General features: G+C 71.7%; 18 protein-coding genes. 10 read left to right on the forward strand and 8 right to left on the reverse strand.

Features of this window, described 5'->3' with window-relative positions:
* Nucleotides 1-40 precede the first annotated feature (40 nt).
* Nucleotides 41-2,242, reverse strand: coding sequence for a germacradienol/geosmin synthase Cyc2 (gene cyc2, locus ACWFR4_RS07395; protein WP_453651339.1), 2,202 nt, complete (start codon nucleotides 2,240-2,242; stop codon nucleotides 41-43).
* 144 nt (nucleotides 2,243-2,386) lie between these two features.
* Here cyc2 and ACWFR4_RS07400 point away from each other — a divergent pair, with 144 nt between their 5' ends.
* Both ACWFR4_RS07400 and ACWFR4_RS07405 read left to right on the forward strand, forming a co-directional pair.
* Nucleotides 2,387-2,857, forward strand: a complete 471-nt coding sequence (locus ACWFR4_RS07400; protein ID WP_453651341.1) for a universal stress protein — start codon at nucleotides 2,387-2,389, stop codon at nucleotides 2,855-2,857.
* Between the two features lie 66 nt (nucleotides 2,858-2,923).
* Nucleotides 2,924-4,990, forward strand: a complete 2,067-nt coding sequence (locus tag ACWFR4_RS07405; protein WP_453651343.1) for a prolyl oligopeptidase family serine peptidase — start codon at nucleotides 2,924-2,926, stop codon at nucleotides 4,988-4,990.
* Between the two features lie 14 nt (nucleotides 4,991-5,004).
* On the opposite strand, the gene ACWFR4_RS07410 is transcribed toward ACWFR4_RS07405, so the two are convergent.
* Nucleotides 5,005-5,790: a pentapeptide repeat-containing protein gene (locus tag ACWFR4_RS07410; RefSeq protein WP_453651433.1), complete on the reverse strand. Its 786-nt coding sequence runs from the start codon at nucleotides 5,788-5,790 to the stop codon at nucleotides 5,005-5,007.
* A gap of 532 nt (nucleotides 5,791-6,322) precedes the next feature.
* On the opposite strand from ACWFR4_RS07410, the gene ACWFR4_RS07415 reads away from it, so the two are divergent.
* Nucleotides 6,323-6,784, forward strand: coding sequence for a hypothetical protein (locus tag ACWFR4_RS07415; RefSeq protein ID WP_453651345.1), 462 nt, complete (start codon nucleotides 6,323-6,325; stop codon nucleotides 6,782-6,784).
* 26 nt (nucleotides 6,785-6,810) lie between these two features.
* Here the strand turns inward: ACWFR4_RS07415 and msrB are convergent, their stop codons facing one another.
* The 4 genes from msrB to ACWFR4_RS07435 all read right to left on the reverse strand — a co-directional run bounded on the left by msrB (nucleotide 6,811) and on the right by ACWFR4_RS07435 (nucleotide 10,126).
* Nucleotides 6,811-7,218: a peptide-methionine (R)-S-oxide reductase MsrB gene (gene msrB / locus ACWFR4_RS07420; RefSeq protein WP_453459461.1), complete on the reverse strand. Its 408-nt coding sequence runs from the start codon at nucleotides 7,216-7,218 to the stop codon at nucleotides 6,811-6,813.
* A 13-nt stretch (nucleotides 7,219-7,231) separates the two neighbouring features.
* On the reverse strand, nucleotides 7,232-8,629 hold the full coding sequence (gene murC, locus ACWFR4_RS07425) for a UDP-N-acetylmuramate--L-alanine ligase (protein WP_453651347.1): 1,398 nt from the start codon (nucleotides 8,627-8,629) through the stop codon (nucleotides 7,232-7,234).
* 105 nt (nucleotides 8,630-8,734) lie between these two features.
* Nucleotides 8,735-9,208 carry an indole-3-glycerol phosphate synthase gene (locus tag ACWFR4_RS07430; protein WP_453459466.1) on the reverse strand — a complete coding sequence of 158 codons (474 nt, stop codon included), beginning with the start codon at nucleotides 9,206-9,208 and terminating at the stop codon, nucleotides 8,735-8,737.
* Nucleotides 9,209-9,352: 144 nt separating this feature from the next.
* The gene (locus ACWFR4_RS07435; protein ID WP_453651349.1) at nucleotides 9,353-10,126 is read right to left on the reverse strand and encodes a pyrimidine reductase family protein; all 774 of its coding nucleotides are present in this window, start codon (nucleotides 10,124-10,126) and stop codon (nucleotides 9,353-9,355) included.
* A gap of 37 nt (nucleotides 10,127-10,163) precedes the next feature.
* Here ACWFR4_RS07435 and zapE point away from each other — a divergent pair, with 37 nt between their 5' ends.
* From zapE to ACWFR4_RS07470, 7 genes are all read left to right on the forward strand, one after another.
* Complete coding sequence (gene zapE, locus ACWFR4_RS07440; RefSeq protein WP_453651350.1) at nucleotides 10,164-11,255, forward strand: cell division protein ZapE; 1,092 nt, start codon at nucleotides 10,164-10,166, stop codon at nucleotides 11,253-11,255.
* A 146-nt stretch (nucleotides 11,256-11,401) separates the two neighbouring features.
* The gene (locus ACWFR4_RS07445) at nucleotides 11,402-12,802 is read left to right on the forward strand and encodes an alkaline phosphatase PhoX (protein WP_453459475.1); all 1,401 of its coding nucleotides are present in this window, start codon (nucleotides 11,402-11,404) and stop codon (nucleotides 12,800-12,802) included.
* 207 nt (nucleotides 12,803-13,009) lie between these two features.
* Nucleotides 13,010-13,834, forward strand: a complete 825-nt coding sequence (locus ACWFR4_RS07450) for a polyphosphate kinase 2 family protein (protein ID WP_453459526.1) — start codon at nucleotides 13,010-13,012, stop codon at nucleotides 13,832-13,834.
* A gap of 149 nt (nucleotides 13,835-13,983) precedes the next feature.
* Nucleotides 13,984-14,847, forward strand: coding sequence for an ABC transporter substrate-binding protein (locus ACWFR4_RS07455; RefSeq protein WP_453651352.1), 864 nt, complete (start codon nucleotides 13,984-13,986; stop codon nucleotides 14,845-14,847).
* Between the two features lie 100 nt (nucleotides 14,848-14,947).
* Nucleotides 14,948-15,838, forward strand: a complete 891-nt coding sequence (locus tag ACWFR4_RS07460; RefSeq protein WP_453651435.1) for a polysaccharide deacetylase family protein — start codon at nucleotides 14,948-14,950, stop codon at nucleotides 15,836-15,838.
* Nucleotides 15,831-16,025, forward strand: coding sequence for a hypothetical protein (locus ACWFR4_RS07465; protein WP_453459478.1), 195 nt, complete (start codon nucleotides 15,831-15,833; stop codon nucleotides 16,023-16,025). Before ACWFR4_RS07460 ends, ACWFR4_RS07465 begins: the two co-directional genes overlap by 8 nt.
* Before the next feature lie 57 nt (nucleotides 16,026-16,082).
* Complete coding sequence (locus ACWFR4_RS07470; RefSeq protein WP_453651354.1) at nucleotides 16,083-16,859, forward strand: aminoacyl-tRNA hydrolase; 777 nt, start codon at nucleotides 16,083-16,085, stop codon at nucleotides 16,857-16,859.
* A gap of 137 nt (nucleotides 16,860-16,996) precedes the next feature.
* On the opposite strand, the gene ACWFR4_RS07475 is transcribed toward ACWFR4_RS07470, so the two are convergent.
* Nucleotides 16,997-17,890, reverse strand: a complete 894-nt coding sequence (locus tag ACWFR4_RS07475) for a peptidoglycan-binding protein (protein ID WP_453651356.1) — start codon at nucleotides 17,888-17,890, stop codon at nucleotides 16,997-16,999.
* Entirely contained in the window at nucleotides 17,890-19,440 is a 1,551-nt protein-coding gene (locus ACWFR4_RS07480) for a DUF6519 domain-containing protein (RefSeq protein WP_453651358.1), read from the reverse strand. Before ACWFR4_RS07480 ends, ACWFR4_RS07475 begins: the two co-directional genes overlap by 1 nt.
* Nucleotides 19,441-19,446: the final 6 nt, after the last annotated feature.

The raw sequence follows: 19,446 nt of genomic DNA on the forward strand, positions 1-19,446 counted from the left end.
GTGTTGCATCCCCCGTGGTGCGGCCGGTCAGTGGCCGCCTTCACCCCACAGGACTCACCACACCCCACGAGGGTTCCGTGAATCCCTCATTCCGGCCGAAAAGGTTCGGCAACTGCCCCGGTACGAAGCCATGCGCGCGCCGGGCCAGGTCGGCGGCTCCGTAACGGCGGCAGTCGCGGTGCCAGTTGAGGATTCCGGCCATCCAGTTCTGGAGCTCCACCACATAGCCTTCCATGATCGCCCGAGCCTCCCGCGACAGCTTGAAGTCGTCGTAGAGGACGGGGAATTCATGGGTGGCGACATGCTCGAACTGCTGCATGCGCTGCGTCATCAGGTCGTGCACGACGCCGAGCGCGGCCGGGTAGTCGCAGCCGAAGAAGTTCTGCACGACGAGGATGCCGTTGTGGATCTCGCCCTCGTACTCGATCTCCTTCTGGTACGAGAACACGTCGTTCAGGAGCATCCCGTAGTCGACGGCCGCGTTCTCCAGTGAGCGGACGGGGCCGCTGCGGTAGATCTCGGGCGGCACGGCCGGGCCGTGACCCATCCGGCTCAGGCTCATGGTGAGGTCGGCGCCGAAGGTGGCGCGGCGCATCTCCAGGTAGTCGACGGGGTCCGGGATGCGGTTCTGGAGCTGGTTGGACAGCTCCCACACCCAGCTCTGCGTCATGACGTCGACGGACGCCTTCAGGGTGCGCCGCTGCGCGGTCGTCATCCCGGCGGCGGTGCGGGCCCAGAGGTCGGTGAGGCCGCGCTCCATCGCGTTCACGGGCGGCGGGATCTCACCGCCGTCGACGGGCATGCACGCGGAGAGCCGCTCGGTGCACAGCTTCGCCGCGGCGAGGTCACGCCGGTGCCCGAAGACAAGCGGGTAGTAGTCGTCCCCGTACGTCCCCCAGGCCAGCCAGTGCGCGCTCAGGTCCAGGGCGTCCTGGTCCCCGTCCGGGTCGATGCCGGCCGAGCACAGGGGCAGGTCGTAGGCGGCGAGCTTGTCCTCGTCCCAGACACCTTCCTCCAGGATGCCCATGGTGTGCGCCCACGGCATGATGCGCCGGCGGGCCTCCTCCAGGCCGGGATTCAGCCGGAGCCGGAAAGGCATGCAGAAGTCGGGGAGGAGGGACGGGCCCACCTTCTGGTACGGCGCATGCGCGTAGGCGCGCAGCCGTTCGGCGCCGGCCGCCGCGAGCAGCGCCCCGACGTCCGCACCGGACGTGCCGATCCCGGTGGGCCCCGCCAGGGGGTTGCTCCCGGTCGCCCCCTCGTTCATGTACCGGCTGGAGCGCAGATGCCATTCGTGGCCGCCGGACTGCCAGTCCTGGAGACCCCGCGTGTACGCGGCGACCTCGGCGACCTCGGGCGGCGTGAGCCCCTTCTCGACGGCGAGGGCGGGCACTTCGGTGAGCGCGGTGTGCTCGAACTGGTGGAGGCGTGAGGTGAGGATGTCGTTGACGGTCTGCGCCGCCTCCTGCGTCGTACAGCCGAAGAAGGTCTCCAGGACGAGCACGCCGTTGCTCAGCTCGCCCTCGTCCTCGACCTCCCGCTGGTACGAGAAGAGGTCGTTGCGCAGGTGCACGGCGTCGGAGAACGTCTCCATCAGCACGCGCAGCGGCCTCGACCCGGCGACGGACGCGGGCACCTCGGAGGTCGCGTACTCGACGAGCCCCGCCGACCAGGGCGCGCCGCCGACCTTGCGGCGCATCTCGATGTACTCGACGGGGTTGGAGATCCGCCCCTCGTTGATGTTGGACAGCTCCCACATCGACTCGTTGAGGAGGTGTTCGGTCGACTCGGCGAACCTTCTGCGCCAGCCCACCGACATGGCGGGCACGGTGCGCGCCCAGAGGTCGGCGAGGCCCGCCTCGACGGGGTTCTGCGGCTCGGGCACGGGGGTCGACAGGTCCATCGGCATGAACAGGGGCAGGCGGTCCAGATAGGCCTTGCCGCCCCCACGGTCCATGGTCCGCTTGAACGTCTCCAGGAAGTGGTCGTCGAAGAAGAAGACCCACACGTACCAGTCGGTGACGAGCGACAGGGCGGGCCCGTCGCAGTCAGGGTGGGTGTACGCGCACAGCAGTCCGTAGTCGTGCGCGTCGAGGTCGCTCTGCTCCCAGATGCCGGACCCCTCCAGCATGCCCATCTCGCGCGCCCACTGCGTGGAGTGCGCCCGCGCCTCGTCGAGGTGTGGATTGAGCCGCGCCTGGTACGGCATGTAGAAGTGCGGCAGTTCGAACGGCTGCGTCATGGCCCGGCCCTACCCGTGGCCCCCGGCGGGCATCCGGACGGCGGCACATGATCGCACCATCGCGTGAACCCGTGACTGAGGGGCGCGCGGACGGGGAAAAGGGCGGTACCCAAGTCCACCCGATCCCCATCTGAGGAGTCTTCGGTGAGCCAGGCCACGGAGCCGTTGATCGTCGTAGGTGTCGACGGTTCGAAGCACTCGAAGGAAGCCCTCCGCTGGGCCGTGCGGCAGGCCACGCTCGTCGGCGGCCGGGTGCACGCCGTCATGAGCTGGGAGTGGTCCACGAACCCCTTCAACCTCGGCGGGCCCGCCGACGGCGCCACGGTGGCGGGCGGTCGCGAGCTGCTCTCCCCAGGGGAGACCTCGCGCGGGAAGCTCATCGACATCGTCACGGAGACGGTCGGCGAGAGCCCGCCCGTCCCGGTGCACAGCCGCATCGTGCAGGGGCCCGCGGCGAAGGTCCTCGTCGAGGCGTCCGGGGCCGCCGACCTCCTGGTCGTCGGCACCCGCGGCTACGGCGGCTTCAAGGGGGCGCTGCTCGGCTCGGTGAGCCAGCAGGTGACGCAGCACGCGCACTGCTCGGTCGTGGTGGTGCGGGAAAAGTCCGACAGCTGACGGGATCGGCGGCCCGCCCCGTCGCCCACCCGACGGGGTGTCAGCGGGACATGCCAGAGTGCCCTCATGGACGATGCCCGAGACTTCCCGCGCCAGTACGCCCGCACCCGCCGCTTCGCCCTGGGCGCCCCGAGCCGGTTCACGGTCTCGGCGGACGGCGGGCGCGTCCTGTTCCTGCGCACGGGCGGCGGCGCCGACCCCGTGAGCGCCCTGTGGCTCCACGAGGACGGTGCGGAGCGCGTCCTCGTGAAAGTCTCGCGCACCGCGCGCGCGGGAGACGTGCCGGCCGCCGAGCGGGTCCGCAGGGAGCGGGCGCGCGAGAGCGCGGTCGGGCTCGTCTCGTACTCGGCCGACGCCGAGTGCCGCACTGTCGTGTACGCCCTGTCGGGAGCGCTCTGGGCGGTCCGTGTCGCGGACGGCGTCCCGTTCCCCGTGTCGGCGGCGGGCCCGGTCGTGGACCCGCGCCTGTCCCCCGACGGCCGGCTCGTCGCGTACGTCACCGGCGACGCGTTGCACGTGGTCACACTCGACGGCGAGGACCGGCTCCTCGCGGCGCCCGAAGGCCCCGACATCACCTACGGGTTGACCGACCACGCGTCCTCGGAGTCGATGGGCCGGCCGCGCGGTCACTGGTGGGCGCCCGACGGCGGCGCGCTGCTCGCCGCGCGCGTGGACACGGCGCGCGTGCAGCGCTGGTACCTCTCCGACCCGGCCGACCCTTCGGCGCCGCCGCGCGCCGTGCGCTACCCGGCGGCGGGCACGGCCAACGCCGACGTGTCGCTCCATGTGCTGCACCTGGACGGCTCGCGGGCCGAAGTGGACTGGGATCGTGGGGGGTTCGAGTACGTGCCCGTGGCCGGGTGGGACGCGCACGGCCCGTTCGCCGCGGTGCAGAGCCGCGACCAGCGGACGCTGCGCACGCTGGCCGTGGACCCGGCGACGGGCGCCACCCGGCTCCTGGACGAGCAGCGCGACGCGGCCTGGGTCGAGCTGGTCCCCGGCGCCCCGTGCCGTACGGCGTCCGGCGCGCTGGTGACGACCCGCGACGAGCAGGACACCCGCCGCCTCGTCGTGGCCGGGAAGCCGGTGACCCCGGTGGGCCTCCAGGTCCGTCAAGTCCTCGGTGTCCAGGGCGAGTCGGTGCTGTTCGAGGGCGGTGACGAACCCACCGAGACCCATGTGTGGACCTGGGCGCCCGACGCGGGCTGCGTCAGGCTCACGGACACGCCGGGCGTGCACACGGCGGTCTCCGCGGGCGGCACCACGGTCCTGGTGAGCCGCCGGGAGGACGCCGTGACCGTAGAGGTGACGAAGAAAGGCAGCCCCGACGGGGAGATCGCCTCGCTCGCCGAGCGTCCCGTCGTCCCCACGCGCCCCGTCCATCTGCGGCTCGGCGAGCGGGAGTTGCGCAGCCAGCTGTTCCTGCCGTCGTGGCACACACCGGGCAGCGCCACGCTCCCCGTCCTGGTGAACCCGTACGGGGGCCAGCACCTGCTGGTTGCCACGCGCGGCCTCGGCTGGCCCGCGCATCTGTCGCAGTGGTTCGCCGAGCAGGGCTTCGCGGTCCTGGTCACGGACGGGCGCGGCTCCCCGGGGCGTGGCCCCGCGTGGGAGAAGGAGATCCGCGGCGACATCCTGACCCACGCCCTGGACGACCAGGTCGCCGCCGTGCAGGCGGCCGGGGCGGAGTTCCCCGACCTCGACCTGACGCGGGTCGCGATCCGAGGCTGGTCGTTCGGCGGGTTCCTGGCCGCGGGCGCCGTGCTGCGCAGGCCCGACGTCTTCCACGCGGCGGTGGCGGGCGCGCCGCCCACCGACCAGCGGCTGTACGACACGCACTGGAAGGAGCGCTATCTCGGCCATCCCGACGAGGAGCCCGAGAACTACGAGCGCTGCTCCCTGATCGCCGACGCGCCGCTGCTGCGCCGCCCGCTCCTGCTGGTGCACGGGCTCGCCGACGACAATGTGGCGGTCGCCCACACCCTGCGCCTGTCGGCGGCGCTGCTCGCGGCGGGCCGCAGCCACCAGGTGCTTCCGCTGCCGGGCGCGACGCACATGGTCACGCAGGAGGACGTCGCGGAGAACCTGCTGCTGTTCCAGCTCGACTTCCTGAGGAAGTCCCTGGGGATCTGACGACTCGCAGGTGCCTACCAGTGCGCGGGACGGCTCAAGGAGGCCGGGATCTTCGTCGAGCCGTCCCCGCGGGCCGCGTTGACCTGCGCCTGCGTGAGGAAGATGCTGCCGGTCAGATCGGCGCCCTGAAGGCGCGCGTCGCGGAGGTCGGCCCCGATGAGGTCGGCCTCGCGCAGGTCGGCGCCGGTGAGGTCGGCCGCGATCAGGTAGGCGCCGCGCAGGTTGGCGCCCCGCAGGTCGGCGCCCTTGAGGCGGGCGCCCATCAGGTCGGCGCCCCGGTGGTTCTTCCTGCGGCCGGGCACGGCCGCCCGTACGAGTTCGCTGACCTTCAGGAGCGTCTCGCTGACCTCGCCGCGGAGGGTGGGGACGTCGGCCGCGGCGAGGGTGGCGGCGTCGGCGCGGGTGAGTTCCTCGATCCCGTCGAGGGCGCGCCGCACCTCCTGGTGCGCCGGGCGGGCCCGCTCCAGCTCCAGCGCCTCGGTCAAGTACCAGAGCAGTTCGTGCAGTTGGCGCATGACGGGGAAGACGTCGAACATCTTGCGCGCGGTCCCGCGCGACGTACGCCAGTCCTCACCGCCGAACGTGACCTGTGACACCTGCTGGCCGGCACCGAAGCAGTCGAAGACCGTGCAGCCCGAGTAGCCCTTGTCACGGAGCGTGGCGTGGACGCCGCAGCGGAAGTCGTCCTGGAGGTTGCGGCACGGTTGGCCCGCGGGCTTGTTCGCGGCGAAGTCGGAGGACTTGGCGAAGGGCAGGGCGACACAGCACAGCCCGAAGCAGTTCCCGCAGTCGGCGCGCAGGTCGAGCCGGCGGCGGTGCCCGGCCTCCGGAACTGTGCCGGTGCCCGGGACGGAGGTGCCCTGGAGGGCCGTGGCGCCCGGGACGGTCCCGTCGGACGCCACGGCCTCAGGACGGTTTTCGCGCTTCTGGGACAACGGGCCCGGTCTCCTACGTGGTGTCTGCTCGACGGGCACGGCGTCGCCGCCTGCGCACCGATTGGAGCCTTCATTGTCCCCGATGCCGCCGCCCGCCCTTGTGCGCCCTGGGTGTGACGGGCCCCGGTGGTGCGGCGCAGGCAGTGACCTCCCGTCCCCCCTCACCGACCGTCAGCAGTCACCGTGGCCTCCTTCGTCCTGCCACACGAGCTGCCAGGCGCCCAGAAACCCGGGGCCCGCGGGCCGGCCCATGTGACGGAGCTCCCGGTTGCCACGGCCCTCGGCTGACGTCTCCCCCGGTCTCTCGTGGCCCGGCGCACCCGCCGGGCCCGGTACCGTGGGGGAGGAACGATCTCGTGGGCCTCCTGGCGGGCTGCGTGAACCCAGGAGGAACCAGATGACGACGAACCGCGGACGCAAGCACGTGATCCGGCACCGGATGACGTCGACCGGAGAGTCGTACGTCGTCGCCGCCAAGAACCTCAAGGCGATGAAGGACATGGGCGCCACCGCGGAGGCCGTGCGCACCCAGCGCTGGCGGCCCGCGGACTCCCTGGACGTCCCCTGCCCCTGCGGCGGCACCTGCGAGCCCGGCGAGAAGTGCGACCGCTGCCACGCCCGCCACCGCCACGTGGGCCGCACCCCGGGCAGCCTCACGGACGTCGAGACGTGGATGGACAAGTACGACTGCATGGGCTGCGCGTCGACGTACACGCTGACCGTCGTCCTGCCCGGCCGCCCCTGGGGTATCGCCGAGACTGTCGTGCAGGGCGGCTCCGCGGAGCCGGTGGTCCGGGCTCGCGTCTTCCCGGGCGTCGTCCACCCGATGATGCGGCCGGAGACGCCGGCGGAGGACTGAGCCTCCGCCGGAGCCCCGAGCCCGGCTCAGCCCGCTTCCGGCGCCAGCCGCAGTGAGATCGAGTTGATGCAGTACCGCTGGTCCGTCGGGGTCGCGTAGCCCTCGCCCTCGAAGACGTGGCCGAGGTGCGAGCCGCAGCGGGCACAGCGCACCTCGGTGCGGACCATGCCGTGCGAGCGGTCCGAGATCAGCTCGACGGCGTCCGTGTCCTTCGGGTCGAAGAAGGACGGCCAGCCGCAGTGCGACTCGAACTTCTCTCCCGAGGTGAAGAGCTCCGCGCCGCACGCGCGACAGGAGTAGACACCCTCGGTCTTGGTGTCCGTGTACTCACCGACGAAGGCGGGCTCGGTGCCGGCCTGGCGCAGTACCGCGTACTCCGCCGGGGTCAGCTCCGCGCGCCACTCCTCGTCCGGCTTTTCGACGTCGTACGACATTCAGCTCAGTCCTTCACTTGGCAAGGCGATCCAGGATCTGCGGGCCGAGCTCCGTGACGTCACCCGCGCCCATGGTGAGAACAAGGTCGCCCGGCTTGGCCATTCCCGCGATCACGTCGGGCACGGTCGCCTTGTCGTGGACGGCGTCCACGTCGGCGCCCGCGGCGCGGGCCGCGTCGATGATGAGGCCGCTGGTGATGCCGGGGATCGGGTCCTCGCGGGCCGGATAGATGTCCAGGACCACGGACGCGTCGGCGAGGGCGAGGGCGTCGCCCATCTCCTTGCCGAGCTCCTGGGTGCGGGAGAAGAGGTGGGGCTGGAAGACGACGAGGATCCGGGACCCCTCCCCCGCGGCCGAGCGCATCGCCTCGAGGTCGGCGGACATCTCGGTGGGGTGGTGCGCGTACGAGTCGATGACCTGTACGCCGTTCTCCTCGCCCTTGAGCTGGAGGCGGCGCTTGACGCCGGTGTACGACTTCAGCGCCGCGGCCAGGTTGCGGGAGGGGATGCCGAGCGCGACGCCGGCGGCGAGCGCCGCGACCGCGTTGTGCGCGTAGTGACGGCCGGGGACCGAGACCGTGAACGTGAGCAGCTTGCCATCGAGGAGGACGGTGACCTCGCTGGTCAGGCCGCGCGGGGTGACCTTGTGGATGCGGACGTCGGCCGCCTCCGACTCGCCGTAGGTGACGACCTTCAGGGACGTCGTGTCCCGCAGCCGGCGGGTCAGCTCGACCGCGCCGGACTGGTCCGCGGCGATGACGAGCGTGCCACCGGGGACGATCTTGGAGGCGAAGGTCTCGAAGGACTCGTAGATCTCGTCCATCGACGCGTAGTTGGCGTGGTGGTCGAGCTCGACGTTGAGGACGATGGCGACCTCGGGCGCGTACTTGTGGAAGCTGCGGTCCGACTCGTCGGCCTCGGCGACGAAGATCCCGCCCGCGCCGTGCAGCGCGTTCGAGCCGGGGGCGTCGAGGTCTCCGCCGATGGCGTACGAGGGGTCGAGGCCCAGGGAGGACAGGGACACCGCCAGCATCGACGTGGTCGTCGTCTTGCCGTGCGTACCGGCGACCGCGATGGGGCGCAGGCCGTCCATGAGCGAGGCGAGGGCGTCGGAGCGGTGGACGACCGGGATGCCGAGTTCGGTGGCGCGGGCCAGCTCGGGATTGTCGGCACGGATCGCGGAGGAGACGACGACGCAGGTGGCGTCCGGCGCGAGGTGCGCGGCGTCGTGGCCGATGTGGACCGTGACACCGAGCGAGCGCAGCGCCCCGGCCGTGGCGGACTCCCGGGAGTCGCTGCCGGCGACCTGGGCTCCGCGCTGCGCGAGGATCTTCGCGATGCCCGACATTCCGGCGCCGCCGATGCCGATGAAGTGCGGTCGGTCCATGGCGGTGGGCAGGCCGGGTGCCATTGGTTTCTCCCTGGGACGGTGTGCTGCTGCGTGCCCACTGTGCGGGCAGGCTCAGCCTACTTTCTCCGTGCACCCCACCCGCGCAACCCCGTACCGCCCCGGCGGCTACGCCTTGCTGTACGAGAAGAGCTTCAGAACCGGAACGCCCACCTTGTGCCGGGCGCGCGAGGCCCAGTCGCGGTGGAAGAACTCCTCCACATAGTGCGGGTCGGTCAGGACGATGACCTCGTCGGCGCTGATCTCGTCGACGAGGGACTTCAGCGCGTCCAGGGGGTGGTCCTCGACGAGGCGGCCCTCCGCCTCGCAGCCGGCCTGGTGGAGTGCGGTGAGGGAGACCTGGAGTGCTTGTTCGCCGGGTTCCGTGGCGTCCGGGCCCTCGGGTACGTCCTTCTCCTTCGCCGCGTCGTCGAGCTCCCCCATGGCGACGTCGTCGATGGCCCGCAGCAGGCGGTCGGCCTGGTCGCCTCGGGGTTGGAGCAGCACATGGAACGCGACTCCCTCGTCACCGTGCAAGGTGGTGACGAACTCCACGTCGGCGGACGTCAGGGCCTTCTCGATCATCAATACGCTCGTGAACACGACAGGCGCCCTTCTTCTCTCCTCCGTGGGCCGTCGACTCTCGACCGGTCCCTGCGGAAACCATCCTGCCCCGTGGCCGTACGGGGTCTGCGAGATTTAGTGTGCCCAGCGGAAGGTAAACGGAACGGCACATTCCGCTAATTGTCAGCTCCGACGGTATCGGGTGAACAGGAAACCGGCCTCTTCCAGTACAGAAGCCATCTCGAAACGCTCGGGGACGGTCAGGGACGGTCCCCCGGCAATGCGCTGGGCGTCTCCGGCGGTGAGCATCGGCGACAGTGTCAGGCAGAGTTCGTCGAGCACCTGTACGGCCACGAACTGGCCGAGCAGGCGGGGTCCGCCCTCCGTGAGCAGCCGGGTGAGCCCGCGCTCCGCGAGCGCCCGGACCGCGCGCTCCGGCTCGACCGTGGAGCCCTCGCCGGCGATCAGCACCTCGGCGCCGGCCTTACGGGCGGCCTCCATACGGTCGGGCGGGGCTCCGGCGCCGGTGACCACGAAGGTGGGGACGAGGGGCGAGGTGAAGAGCGGAAGGGAGAAGTCGAGGTTCAGGCTCGCTGTGATCACCGCGATGGCCGGGGCGGGGCCCTGTCCGGCCGCCTCCCTGCGCGCGGCGAAGGCCTCACGCGCGCGTGCCGGGCGATAGCCCTCCAGACGGACCGTTTCCGCACCGACCAGGACGGCGTCCGCGAGACCGCGCAGGGTGCCGAAGATCCGCATGTCGGCGGCGCACGAGATGCCCTGCGAGCGGCCGTCGTGGTGGGCGGCACCGTCGAGCGTGGAGACCATGTTGGCCCGCAGCCATACGTCCTGCCCGGAGGGGTAGGCATAGGCGTCCGCGAGCTCGTCGAGACTCCATTCACGGGGTTCGTGGGCCTCGTGATCTGCTGTTTCGTACGTCACAGGGAACAGGCGTCGCATGTCACGCAGTCTCCCACGGCGTCTAGAGTTGGGTGCTGTGTCGTCCTCCACCACTGCCCCGGCTCAGAGTCCGATAGCCGACGCGGCCCCCCTGTCCCTGTGCGCCCGTGAGCCGCTCGTCCCCGCGGACCGTCTGGTCGCCGAGATGGTGCCCCCGCCGCGCTTCGACTCGGTCCGCTTCGCGACGTACATCCCGGACCCCAAACAGCCCAGCCAGACCGAGGCGGTGCGGGTCCTGAGCGACTTCGCGGCCGGGCTCGGCGGCGCCCACGCGAGCGGCTCGGGCAGGCGGCGGTGGTTCGCCAGGAAGCCCGCGGCACCCACCGGGCCCCGCGGCGTCTATCTGGACGGCGGCTACGGCGTCGGCAAGACCCACCTGCTCGCCTCGCTCTGGCACGCCACCCCGGCGGCCCCCGAGCAGAAGGCGTTCGGCACGTTCGTCGAGCTCACGAACCTGGTGGGCGCGCTCGGCTTCCAGCAGACGGTACGCACGCTCGGCGAGCACCGGCTGCTGTGCATCGACGAGTTCGAGCTGGACGACCCGGGCGACACGGTCCTGGTGTCGACCCTGCTGGGCAAGCTCGTCGACGCGGGCGTCGCCCTCGCCGCGACCTCGAACACGCTGCCGGGCAAGCTCGGCGAGGGCCGGTTCGCCTCCGCCGACTTCCTGCGCGAGATCCAGGGCCTGTCCGCCCACTTCCACCCCCTGCGCATCGACGGCGAGGACTACCGCCACCGCGGCCTGCCCGAAGCGCCCGCCCCGTTCTCCGACGAGCAGGTGACGAAGGCGGCGTACGCGACGCAGGGCGCCTCGCTCGACGACTTCCCGCATCTGCTCGACCACCTCGCGCGCGTGCACCCCAGCCGCTACGGCGCCCTGACGGACGACCTGAAGGCGGCCTGTCTCACGGACGTGCAGCCGGTCCCCGACCAGTCGACGGCGCTGCGGCTCGTCGTGCTCGCCGACCGGCTCTACGACCGCGAGATCCCCGTGCTCGCCTCCGGACTTCCCTTCGACCAACTGTTCAGCGACGAGATGCTGAACGGCGGCTACCGCAAGAAGTACTTCCGCGCGATCTCCCGCCTGACCGCGCTCGCGCGGGACGCGAAGGGGCTCGTGGGGGCGTAGGGAGCAGGGATTCACCGCGCGTGCAGGGTGGCGTGTGGCGGCCGGGACATGAGCGACAGGCCGTCACACGCGTGGTTCCCGTGAACCATGCCGCGTGATACACACGACCGGGTCACAGTTCCTGTCCGCCAACAGGAGGTTGCCCCATGTCTGAAGCACGTACCGCACGTACCGCTCAGTCCCCCGCAACACGACGTCAGGTCCTCGCCCGCAGCGGCGCTTCCGTGGCCGCCATCGCCTTCGCCGGAAGCCTCTCCGAGCTCTTCGCGGGCACGGCCGCCGCGCAGAGTCTCGGCGACAAGGGCTACGGCCCGCTGGTGCCCGACCCCGCCGGACTGCTCGACCTGCCCGCGGGGTTCCGCTACAAGGTCCTCTCGCGCGAGGGCGACCCGCTGCGCTCCGGCGAGGGCAAGGTGCCCAGCAACCACGACGGCATGACGGCCCTGAAGGGCAGACACGGCCAGGTCCACCTGGTCCGCAACCACGAGAACCGCGTCACCGCGAAGATCGCCGTGCCGACCGTCGAGGGGCTCACCTACGACCCGATGGGCAAGGGCGGCTGTACGGCGCTCACGCTCGACCATCGGGGCAATGTCCTGTCGGAGCGCGTCGCCATCGCCGGCACGGCCGTCAACTGCGCGGGCGGGCACACGCCTTGGGGCACCTGGCTGACCTGCGAGGAGACCGAGGACAAGGCCGGCACGAACGGCTACACCAAGGACCACGGCTTCATCTTCGAGGTCGACCCGGCCGACCCGCACCGCTCGGGCGCCGTGCCGCTGACCGCGATGGGCCGCTTCCAGCACGAGGCGATCGCGATCGACCCGAAGCGGGGCGTCGTCTACGAGACCGAGGACGCCTTCGAGAAGCCGTTCGGCCTGTTCTACCGTTTCCTGCCCGACAAGCCCGAGGGCGGCCTCGGTTCCCTGCGGGCGGGCGGAACGCTCCAGGCGATGCGGGTGCCCGGGGTGCCCGACCTGTCCGTGATCCAGGAGACGGGCGCGACGTTCGACGGCATCGAGTGGGTCGACGTACCCGACCCGCTGGCCGCGCAGACCCCCATCCGCCTCCAGGACTTCGGCCCGAAGGGCATCACGCACGCGCAGAAACTGGAGGGCTGCTATTGGGGCGGCTCGTCCGTCTACTTCGTCTCCTCCTTCGCCCACAGCGCGCAGGGCTCGGCGGCCGACCACTTCGGGCAGATCTGGCGCTACGACCCGAACAAGCGCCGGCTCACGCTGGTGATCGTGTTCGGCCCGAGCACCGACGTCCAGCTGCCGGGCGAGGAGCCCGACAACATCTGCCTCGCGCCCAGCGGCGGCCTGATGGTGTGCGAGGACGGCGAGGGCGCGCAGCACGTCTTCGGTGTGACCCGCCGCGGCGACGTGTACGCGATGGCGCGCGGGCGCCAGAACATCGGCACGGCGCAGGAACCGGCGTGGGGCGAGTTCGCGGGCGTCACGTTCTCCCCGGACGGCGACACGATGTACGTCAACTGCTACACGCCCGGGACGACCTTCGCCGTGACGGGGCCCTGGCAGCGGTAGCGCAGGCGCCCGGTCCGTCGCACGATCGAGGGACCTGACGGGAAGGGGTGCGCGGTGGCCAAGGCAGACAAGGACACGAAGCGGAAGGGCAAGGGCAAGGGAAAGCCGGCAAAGAGCGCCGGGAAGTCCCGGGCCAAGGCCGGGCAGGCCCCCGGGAAGCCGTCCGGGAAGTCCTCCGGCGCGAAGTCGCCCGTCGCGCTTCGTGAGCTGCTGCGCATCCCCGCGGGCAAGCCCGTGGATCTCGCCTCCTACGACGCACGGGCGACGCCCGCGGGCCCCTCCGGCAAGGCCGCCGGCGTGGAGGCGACCGCCCGTATGGGTGAACGCCTCGCGGACCTCCAGGAGCGCCTGTGGGCCTCCGGCACGGCGGGCGACCGGCGCCGGATCCTGCTGATCCTCCAGGGCATGGACACCAGCGGCAAGGGCGGCACGGTCAAGCACGTCATCGGCCTCTTCAACCCCTCCGGCTGCCGCATCAAGGCCTTCAAGGCGCCCACCGCCGAGGAGCGCGGCCATCCGTTCCTGTGGCGCATCATGCGGGCGCTCCCCGAGCCCGGCGAGATCGGCATCTTCGACCGCTCGCAGTACGAGGACGTCCTCGCCGCCCGCGTCCGCGGCCTCGTCCCGCGCCGCCAACTGGGCGGCCGCTATGGCCAGATCAGCCGCTTCGAGCAGTCGTTGGCCGAGGACGGCGTGACGGTCGTCAAGTGCTTCCTCCACATCTCGTACGAGGAACAGCGCGAGCGGCTCCTCGAACGGCTCGACAACCCGGACAAGCACTGGAAGTTCAGCATGGGCGACATCGAGGACCGCGCCCTGTGGCCCGCGTACCGGGAGGCGTACGAGATCGCGCTGGAGCGCTGTTCGACTGATGCCGCGCCCTGGTACGTGGTGCCGGCCGACCGCAAGTGGTACCGCAACTGGGCCGTCAGCAAGCTGCTCCTGGAACATCTGGAGGCGCTGGACCCGAAGTACCCGAAGGCGGACTTCGACGTGGCCGGGGCGAGGGACCTGTTGCTCGCGCAGGGGTGAGGCGGGGGTCCGGCCCCACCAGCGCCGCCCACAACTGCGGCTGATTCACCGAGCGTGCCGGTCCCGCCCCTTGGGCAGGGTCTTAGGGGTCCTGCCGGGCCCGTAAGCCCCTTCAGGACGTCGCCCCCTAGGGACAAGGACACGGACACATGGAACGACACGCAGTCTGGGAGTTCACCGACGACCGCGGGCATGTGGCGGCCGCGGGGGACGTGCCGTTACGGGTGGTGGCCTACATACAGGCCGGCGCCACCCTGTGGGACCACGGGATACGGCCGGTGGGGATCTTCGGTTCGTTCCACGACGGGGACACCGCCGACCCGGCCAAGGCGGGGACGCTGCCGCTCGGCGAGGTCCGCTATCTCGGCGCGGGCGCGGGGCTCGGCCTGGAGGCCGTGCTCGCGGCCGAGCCCGACCTCGTCATCGCCGTCACCTACGGCGGCGGCCAGGTGTACGGCGTCGATCCCGACGTGGCGAAGCACCTGGAGGAGCACGTCCCGGTCGTCGTGATCGACGTCGGGCAGGGCCGCTCGCTCACCGCGGTCAGGGAGCGCTTCGCCGGGCTGGCGCGCTCGCTCGGGGCGCGGGACCGGGCCGGGACCGAACTGGAGCGCGCCATGCGGGAGTTGGAACAGGCCGCGCAGGACAATCCGGGGCGGGTGCTGGCCCTGTCACCGGGTGGTCCGGACAGTGTTCATCTGGCCCGCCCCGCCAAGTGGCCCGACCTGAGCGCGCTGACGGCCCTCGGCGTACGTACCGTCGAAACGCCGCTGGGGCCGGGCGCCAACTGGAACACGGCCGGGTGGGCACAGGCCGCCGCGCTCACGCCCGACATCGTGCTCGTCGACTCCCGCGCGAACGCGGCCGCGCGCGAGCAGTACGCGGCGGACCCGCACTGGCGGCAGGTCGCGGCCGGGGCGCGCCTGCTCCCCTGGAACCCTGAGCTCCCGGCGAGCGAGTCCGCCCACGCACGGTTCTTCGACCAGGTGACCGGGGCGCTGCGGGACACCTGAGCCCCGCGGCCCCGCCCTTCGCCCACCTGGCCCGACATCGCTCCGCACACGCGACCTAATGCGCAATTAATCCCATTAGTACGTTTATTGTCGCCGCGTGATGACCTATGTACGGAGACTTGCACTGGTCTGCGCCCTGGGCGCGCTGGGGGTCGGAGCTGCCGCGTGCAGTGGGGGCGGCGGATCCGCCGGGCACCCGGGGCGGGGGGTGGTGAGCGCGTCCGCCGCGCCCTCGCGCCCGCCCACACTCGCACCGGGCCCCGCCGGTCTCACCCCCGTGTTCAAGAGCGCACCCCACCCGCGGGACCGCACCGTCGCCCTCACCTTCGACGCCGACATGACCGCCGACGAGGGCCCCCGCGCCGCGGCCGGTGAGCACTTCGACAACCCGGCCCTGATCGCGACCCTGCGCCGGCTGAAGGTCCCCGCGACGGTGTTCATGACGGGGCGGTGGGCCGCGGAGTACCCGGCCGAGGCGAAGTCGATCGGAAGCGATCCGCTCTTCGAGGTCGCCAACCACTCGTACAGCCACCACGCCTTCACCGGTGAGTGCTACGGCCTGCCCACCATGCCGCCCGCGCAGATGCGGTCGGACGTGGAGCGCGCCTTCACCGCGTTCCGCAAGGCCGGGGTGAAGCGCACGGTGCCGTACTTCCGCTTCCCGGGCGGGTGTTACGACAAAGAGGTGCTCCGGAAGCTGACCCCGGCGGGCGTCACGGCCGTGCAGTGGGACGTGGTGAGCGGTGACGCGTTCGCGACGGACTCGGACGCGGTGGCGCAGCAGGTGCTCGACGGGGTGCGGCCCGGTTCGGTCGTCGTCATGCACTGCACCCGCAGCGCGGCGCCCGCCACGGAAGCCGCGGTGCGCGCCGTCGTGCCGAAGCTGCGGGAGCGCGGGTACCGGTTCGTGCGGGTGTCGGAGCTGATCAGGTCGGCGGCCGAGCACCAGGGCCTTGTCGGGGGCCCGGACTACGGTGGGAGTCATGGCTGACTACTGCGACGGGCCGGGTCCGCGTACGGACCCCGACGCATCCGCACCGGCCGGTGCGCCCACGGAACCGTTCGCCGAGTGCGTACTGTGCCGCAAGCCCACCGAGTACCCGGAGTCCCACAGGGGCGTGACGCTGTGCCCCGTGTGCGCATGGCAGGAGGCACAGCGCACGTCCTGCTCGGGGTGACCACGGCTGCCGCACCACGCCGCGAAGAACCGATCTTCCGCCTGGCAGACTGGTCCGGTGAGCAGTGACGACCAGACCCTCCCGAACGACGCCGCCGACGCCTCCGCCGGTGTGCCGCAGGACAGCCCCTTCCGGTCCGAGCGGACCGTACGCGACGAGGCTCAGCAGTTCGTGCTGCCTCTCGTGGTGCGTATCGAGCGGGCCGCTCCCCCGGCCCGCACCGACGCCCTGGAGACGGCGGCCCGCACCGTCCTCGTGATCCTTTCCGATCCGCGCGCGACCGGCGACGGGGAGTGGGCGCAGGTCATGCGCGACTGGCAGGACGCCCGGATCCGCAAGGTGGTGCGGCGGGCGCGCGGCGCCGAGTGGCGCAGGGCGGAGGCGCTCGACGGCATCACGGTGACGGGGAAGTCGGCCGAGGTACGGGTGTTCCCGCCGGTCCCGCTCGACGGCTGGCCCAAGGATCTGGCCCGGCTCCAGGTGTCGGGAACGGAGCTGGACGACCCGGAGCCCCCGGCGGACCCGGACCTCACGGCACCCGTCCTGTGGCTGAGCCCCGACCTCGACATGACGGCGGGCAAGTCGATGGCCCAGGCGGGCCACGCCGCGCAGCTGGCCTGGTGGGAACTGACGGACGAGCAGCGCGCGGAGTGGCGCGACGCCGGTTTCCCGCTTTCCGTACGCACCGCGGACGCGGACCGCTGGGCCGAGCTGACCACGAGCGGCCTGCCGGTGGTCCGGGACGCCGGATTCACGGAGATCGCCCCCGGCAACACTGTTGTGGCCGAAGGGGGCAGTCACTTCTGTCCTCTCCCGCGCGCACGACGGCCGTAGGCGGGCTGCTCCGCGTCGGTGTCCGGGGCAGCCCGCCCGCCGACCCGGCTCAGTCGGCACATCGCCCACTCGCCGTGGCCCCGCCGCACCTGCCCACCAACGCCGGACCGGCGTAGGCGGGCGGGCCGGTCAGGCTCTCAGGACGCCGGGACTTTCAGCTTGTCCCAGCTGGTCTTGCCCGGAATGCCGTCCGCGTCCTTGCCCTTGAAGCCGAGCTTCTGCTGCCAGGCCTTGTAGGACTTGCGGTCGGCGTCGGTCCACTCGGGGCTGGGCCCCTCCTCGTAGTGGTCGCAGCCCTCGGCGACCAGGCGGCGGCCCATGGCCGTGATGAGCGCGGACTTCTGGCCGTCGTGGAAGAAGCCGCTGCCCGGAAACGGGGCGTGCGACGGCCTGGACGGCGTGGGCTTCGGGTCGGGCTTGGGGTCGGAACCCTGGGACTTCCCGGCGAGCCGGTCGGCGATCCGCTTGCGCATGCCGTCCATCGTGAAGCCGCGCGGGTCCTGCTTGCCCGGCTGCCACTCCTTGTGGCCGATGACCGACCGCTCGCTCCAGCCGTAGTGACGGCAGATCGCGGCGGACACCTTCTCGATGGCCTCCTTCTGCGCCTCGGGCCAGGGGTCCTTGCCGTCACCGAGGTTGATGCACTCGAAGCCGTAGAAGTGCCGGTTGCCGTCGGTGTCGGCCTCGTTGTCGTGCGGCAGTCTCGACTCGTTGACCACGGCGCGCAGGACGTCGCTGTCGCCCAGCCCCGCATGATTGGCACGGCCGTTGCCGACGAGGTGGATCTCGCCCTTCTTGTCGATGACGCCGTGGCACAGCGGCCCCGGCAGGCCCGAGTAGCCGTTGTAGCAGATGTTCACGGAGGCGTCCGTGCCCGAGGTGACGGTGTGGTGGATCATCACGCCGTTCACCGGGCCCCAGGGACCCTTCGTATTGCGGTTGTGCGTACGCCAGTTGCGCACCTCGTGGACCGTCAGACCCTCCTTACGCAGGATCTCCACCAGCTTGGACGCGCTCAGAGGTGTGGCCATCACTCGTCTCCTTCCACGGCGGACTCCGCTACTGCGGTGGTCTGCGACCTCCCGTGCGAGGGGCCCTCGGACGCGAGTTCCTCACGGTGTGCCCGTTCCTCCGCCGCAAGGGTCGCCTCGTCCGCGGCCGGGATGCTGATCGCGAGCGGGCCGAAGGCGAGGCGCAGGTCGACGGCGCTCTCCTCGCCCTTGACCAGGGCCAGCGGGGCGAAGTGGCGGGCGATACCGGCGGGCCCCTGGAGCAGCGGGCGGCGCGTCGGGGCCGTCGGCCATTCGACGCTGCCGGTGGCGGTGCGCGCGGGGACGAGCCAGTGGTCGCCGGTCCGGTAGGTGCCGTCCTTGGCGAAGTACACCTCGACACCGTCTTCCAGGGGCAGCCACTCCCCCTCCGCGACAGGGACGGCGCCGCCCTTCAGGGCTGCGGTACGGCCCTTGCGCTTCGGGCCCTCGCGGTGATCCCAGCGGCGCAGGAACGGGTGCAGGTGGGAAAGCCGGCCGACGCCCGCCTCGGGCTCGGCGGACAGGCGGACTCGGCGGCCCGGCAGGTCGAGCTCCTCGACCCGCAGCAGGGGCAGGGCTTCCAGACGGGAGGCGTACGCGGTGTCCGTGAACTCGACGAAGTCGCCGACGTCCAGGTCGAGCTTGTCGTCGTGACCGAGGGACGCCAACTGCACCCAGGTGCCGTCGAGTGCGTCGACCGCGAAGACGACCGAGCCGTTCTCGCGGGACCACTTGAAGGTGGCGTCCTTCGCCTCGCCGCCGGCATGGACCTCGACCCGGTACAGCTGGTTCTCCGGACCGCGGTAGCGGGCGTCGGGCCTGACCAGGCACGGGTCCTCGTCGGCGTGGTCGGGCCGCTCGCTGCGGGCGGCCAGCCGGGCGGTGGCCGACGCCTGGCGCTGCGCCCACTTGTCGAAGGCCGCGCGGACGACCTCCTTCGACGGATCCGCGTCCTCGATCGCCAGCGCCGCGAGGGACAGCGGCAGCACCTGCCAGACCACCTTGACGCGGGCCGCGGTGTCCGGCATCGCCGCGCCGAGGGCGACCTCGCGCAGCGCCGGGTCCTCGGCGGCGTTCACCGACCGCTCCCACACGTTCAGATAGACCACGAACGGCGACTGCGCGGGCGAGGGCAGCCGGTCGCCGGGCTTCTCCGGGTCGCGGAAGGCGTCGGGCTGGTCCCAGTAGGTCCAGTACGACGGTGGGGTGGCCGTGTCCTGCGCGTCCTCGGCGTCCTCGTCCGGCACGGGCGTGCCGGGCGCCGGGCGGTCCGCGTCGAGCAGGATGCCGTCGACGTAGTAACGGCCGCCGTGGATGTAGAGGGTGTCGATGTCGTGCTTGCCGCCCACGTACTCGACGCGGAAGCCCGCCGCGTCGCGCGGACCGCCGTAGCGGCCGATCAGGTCCGCGGCGAGGGTGCGGGCCTGGTGGAGCTGGATCGCGGTCTGCTCGTTGGCGTCGGCGTCGAGCTGGACGCGGCCCTGCTGGGCGACGACCGCGGAGTAGTGCCGCTCCGGGTGGAAGGTGAGACGGGAGAGATCAGCGTGCATGAAGGG

Source organism: Streptomyces sp. NPDC055140 (assembly GCF_053607285.1).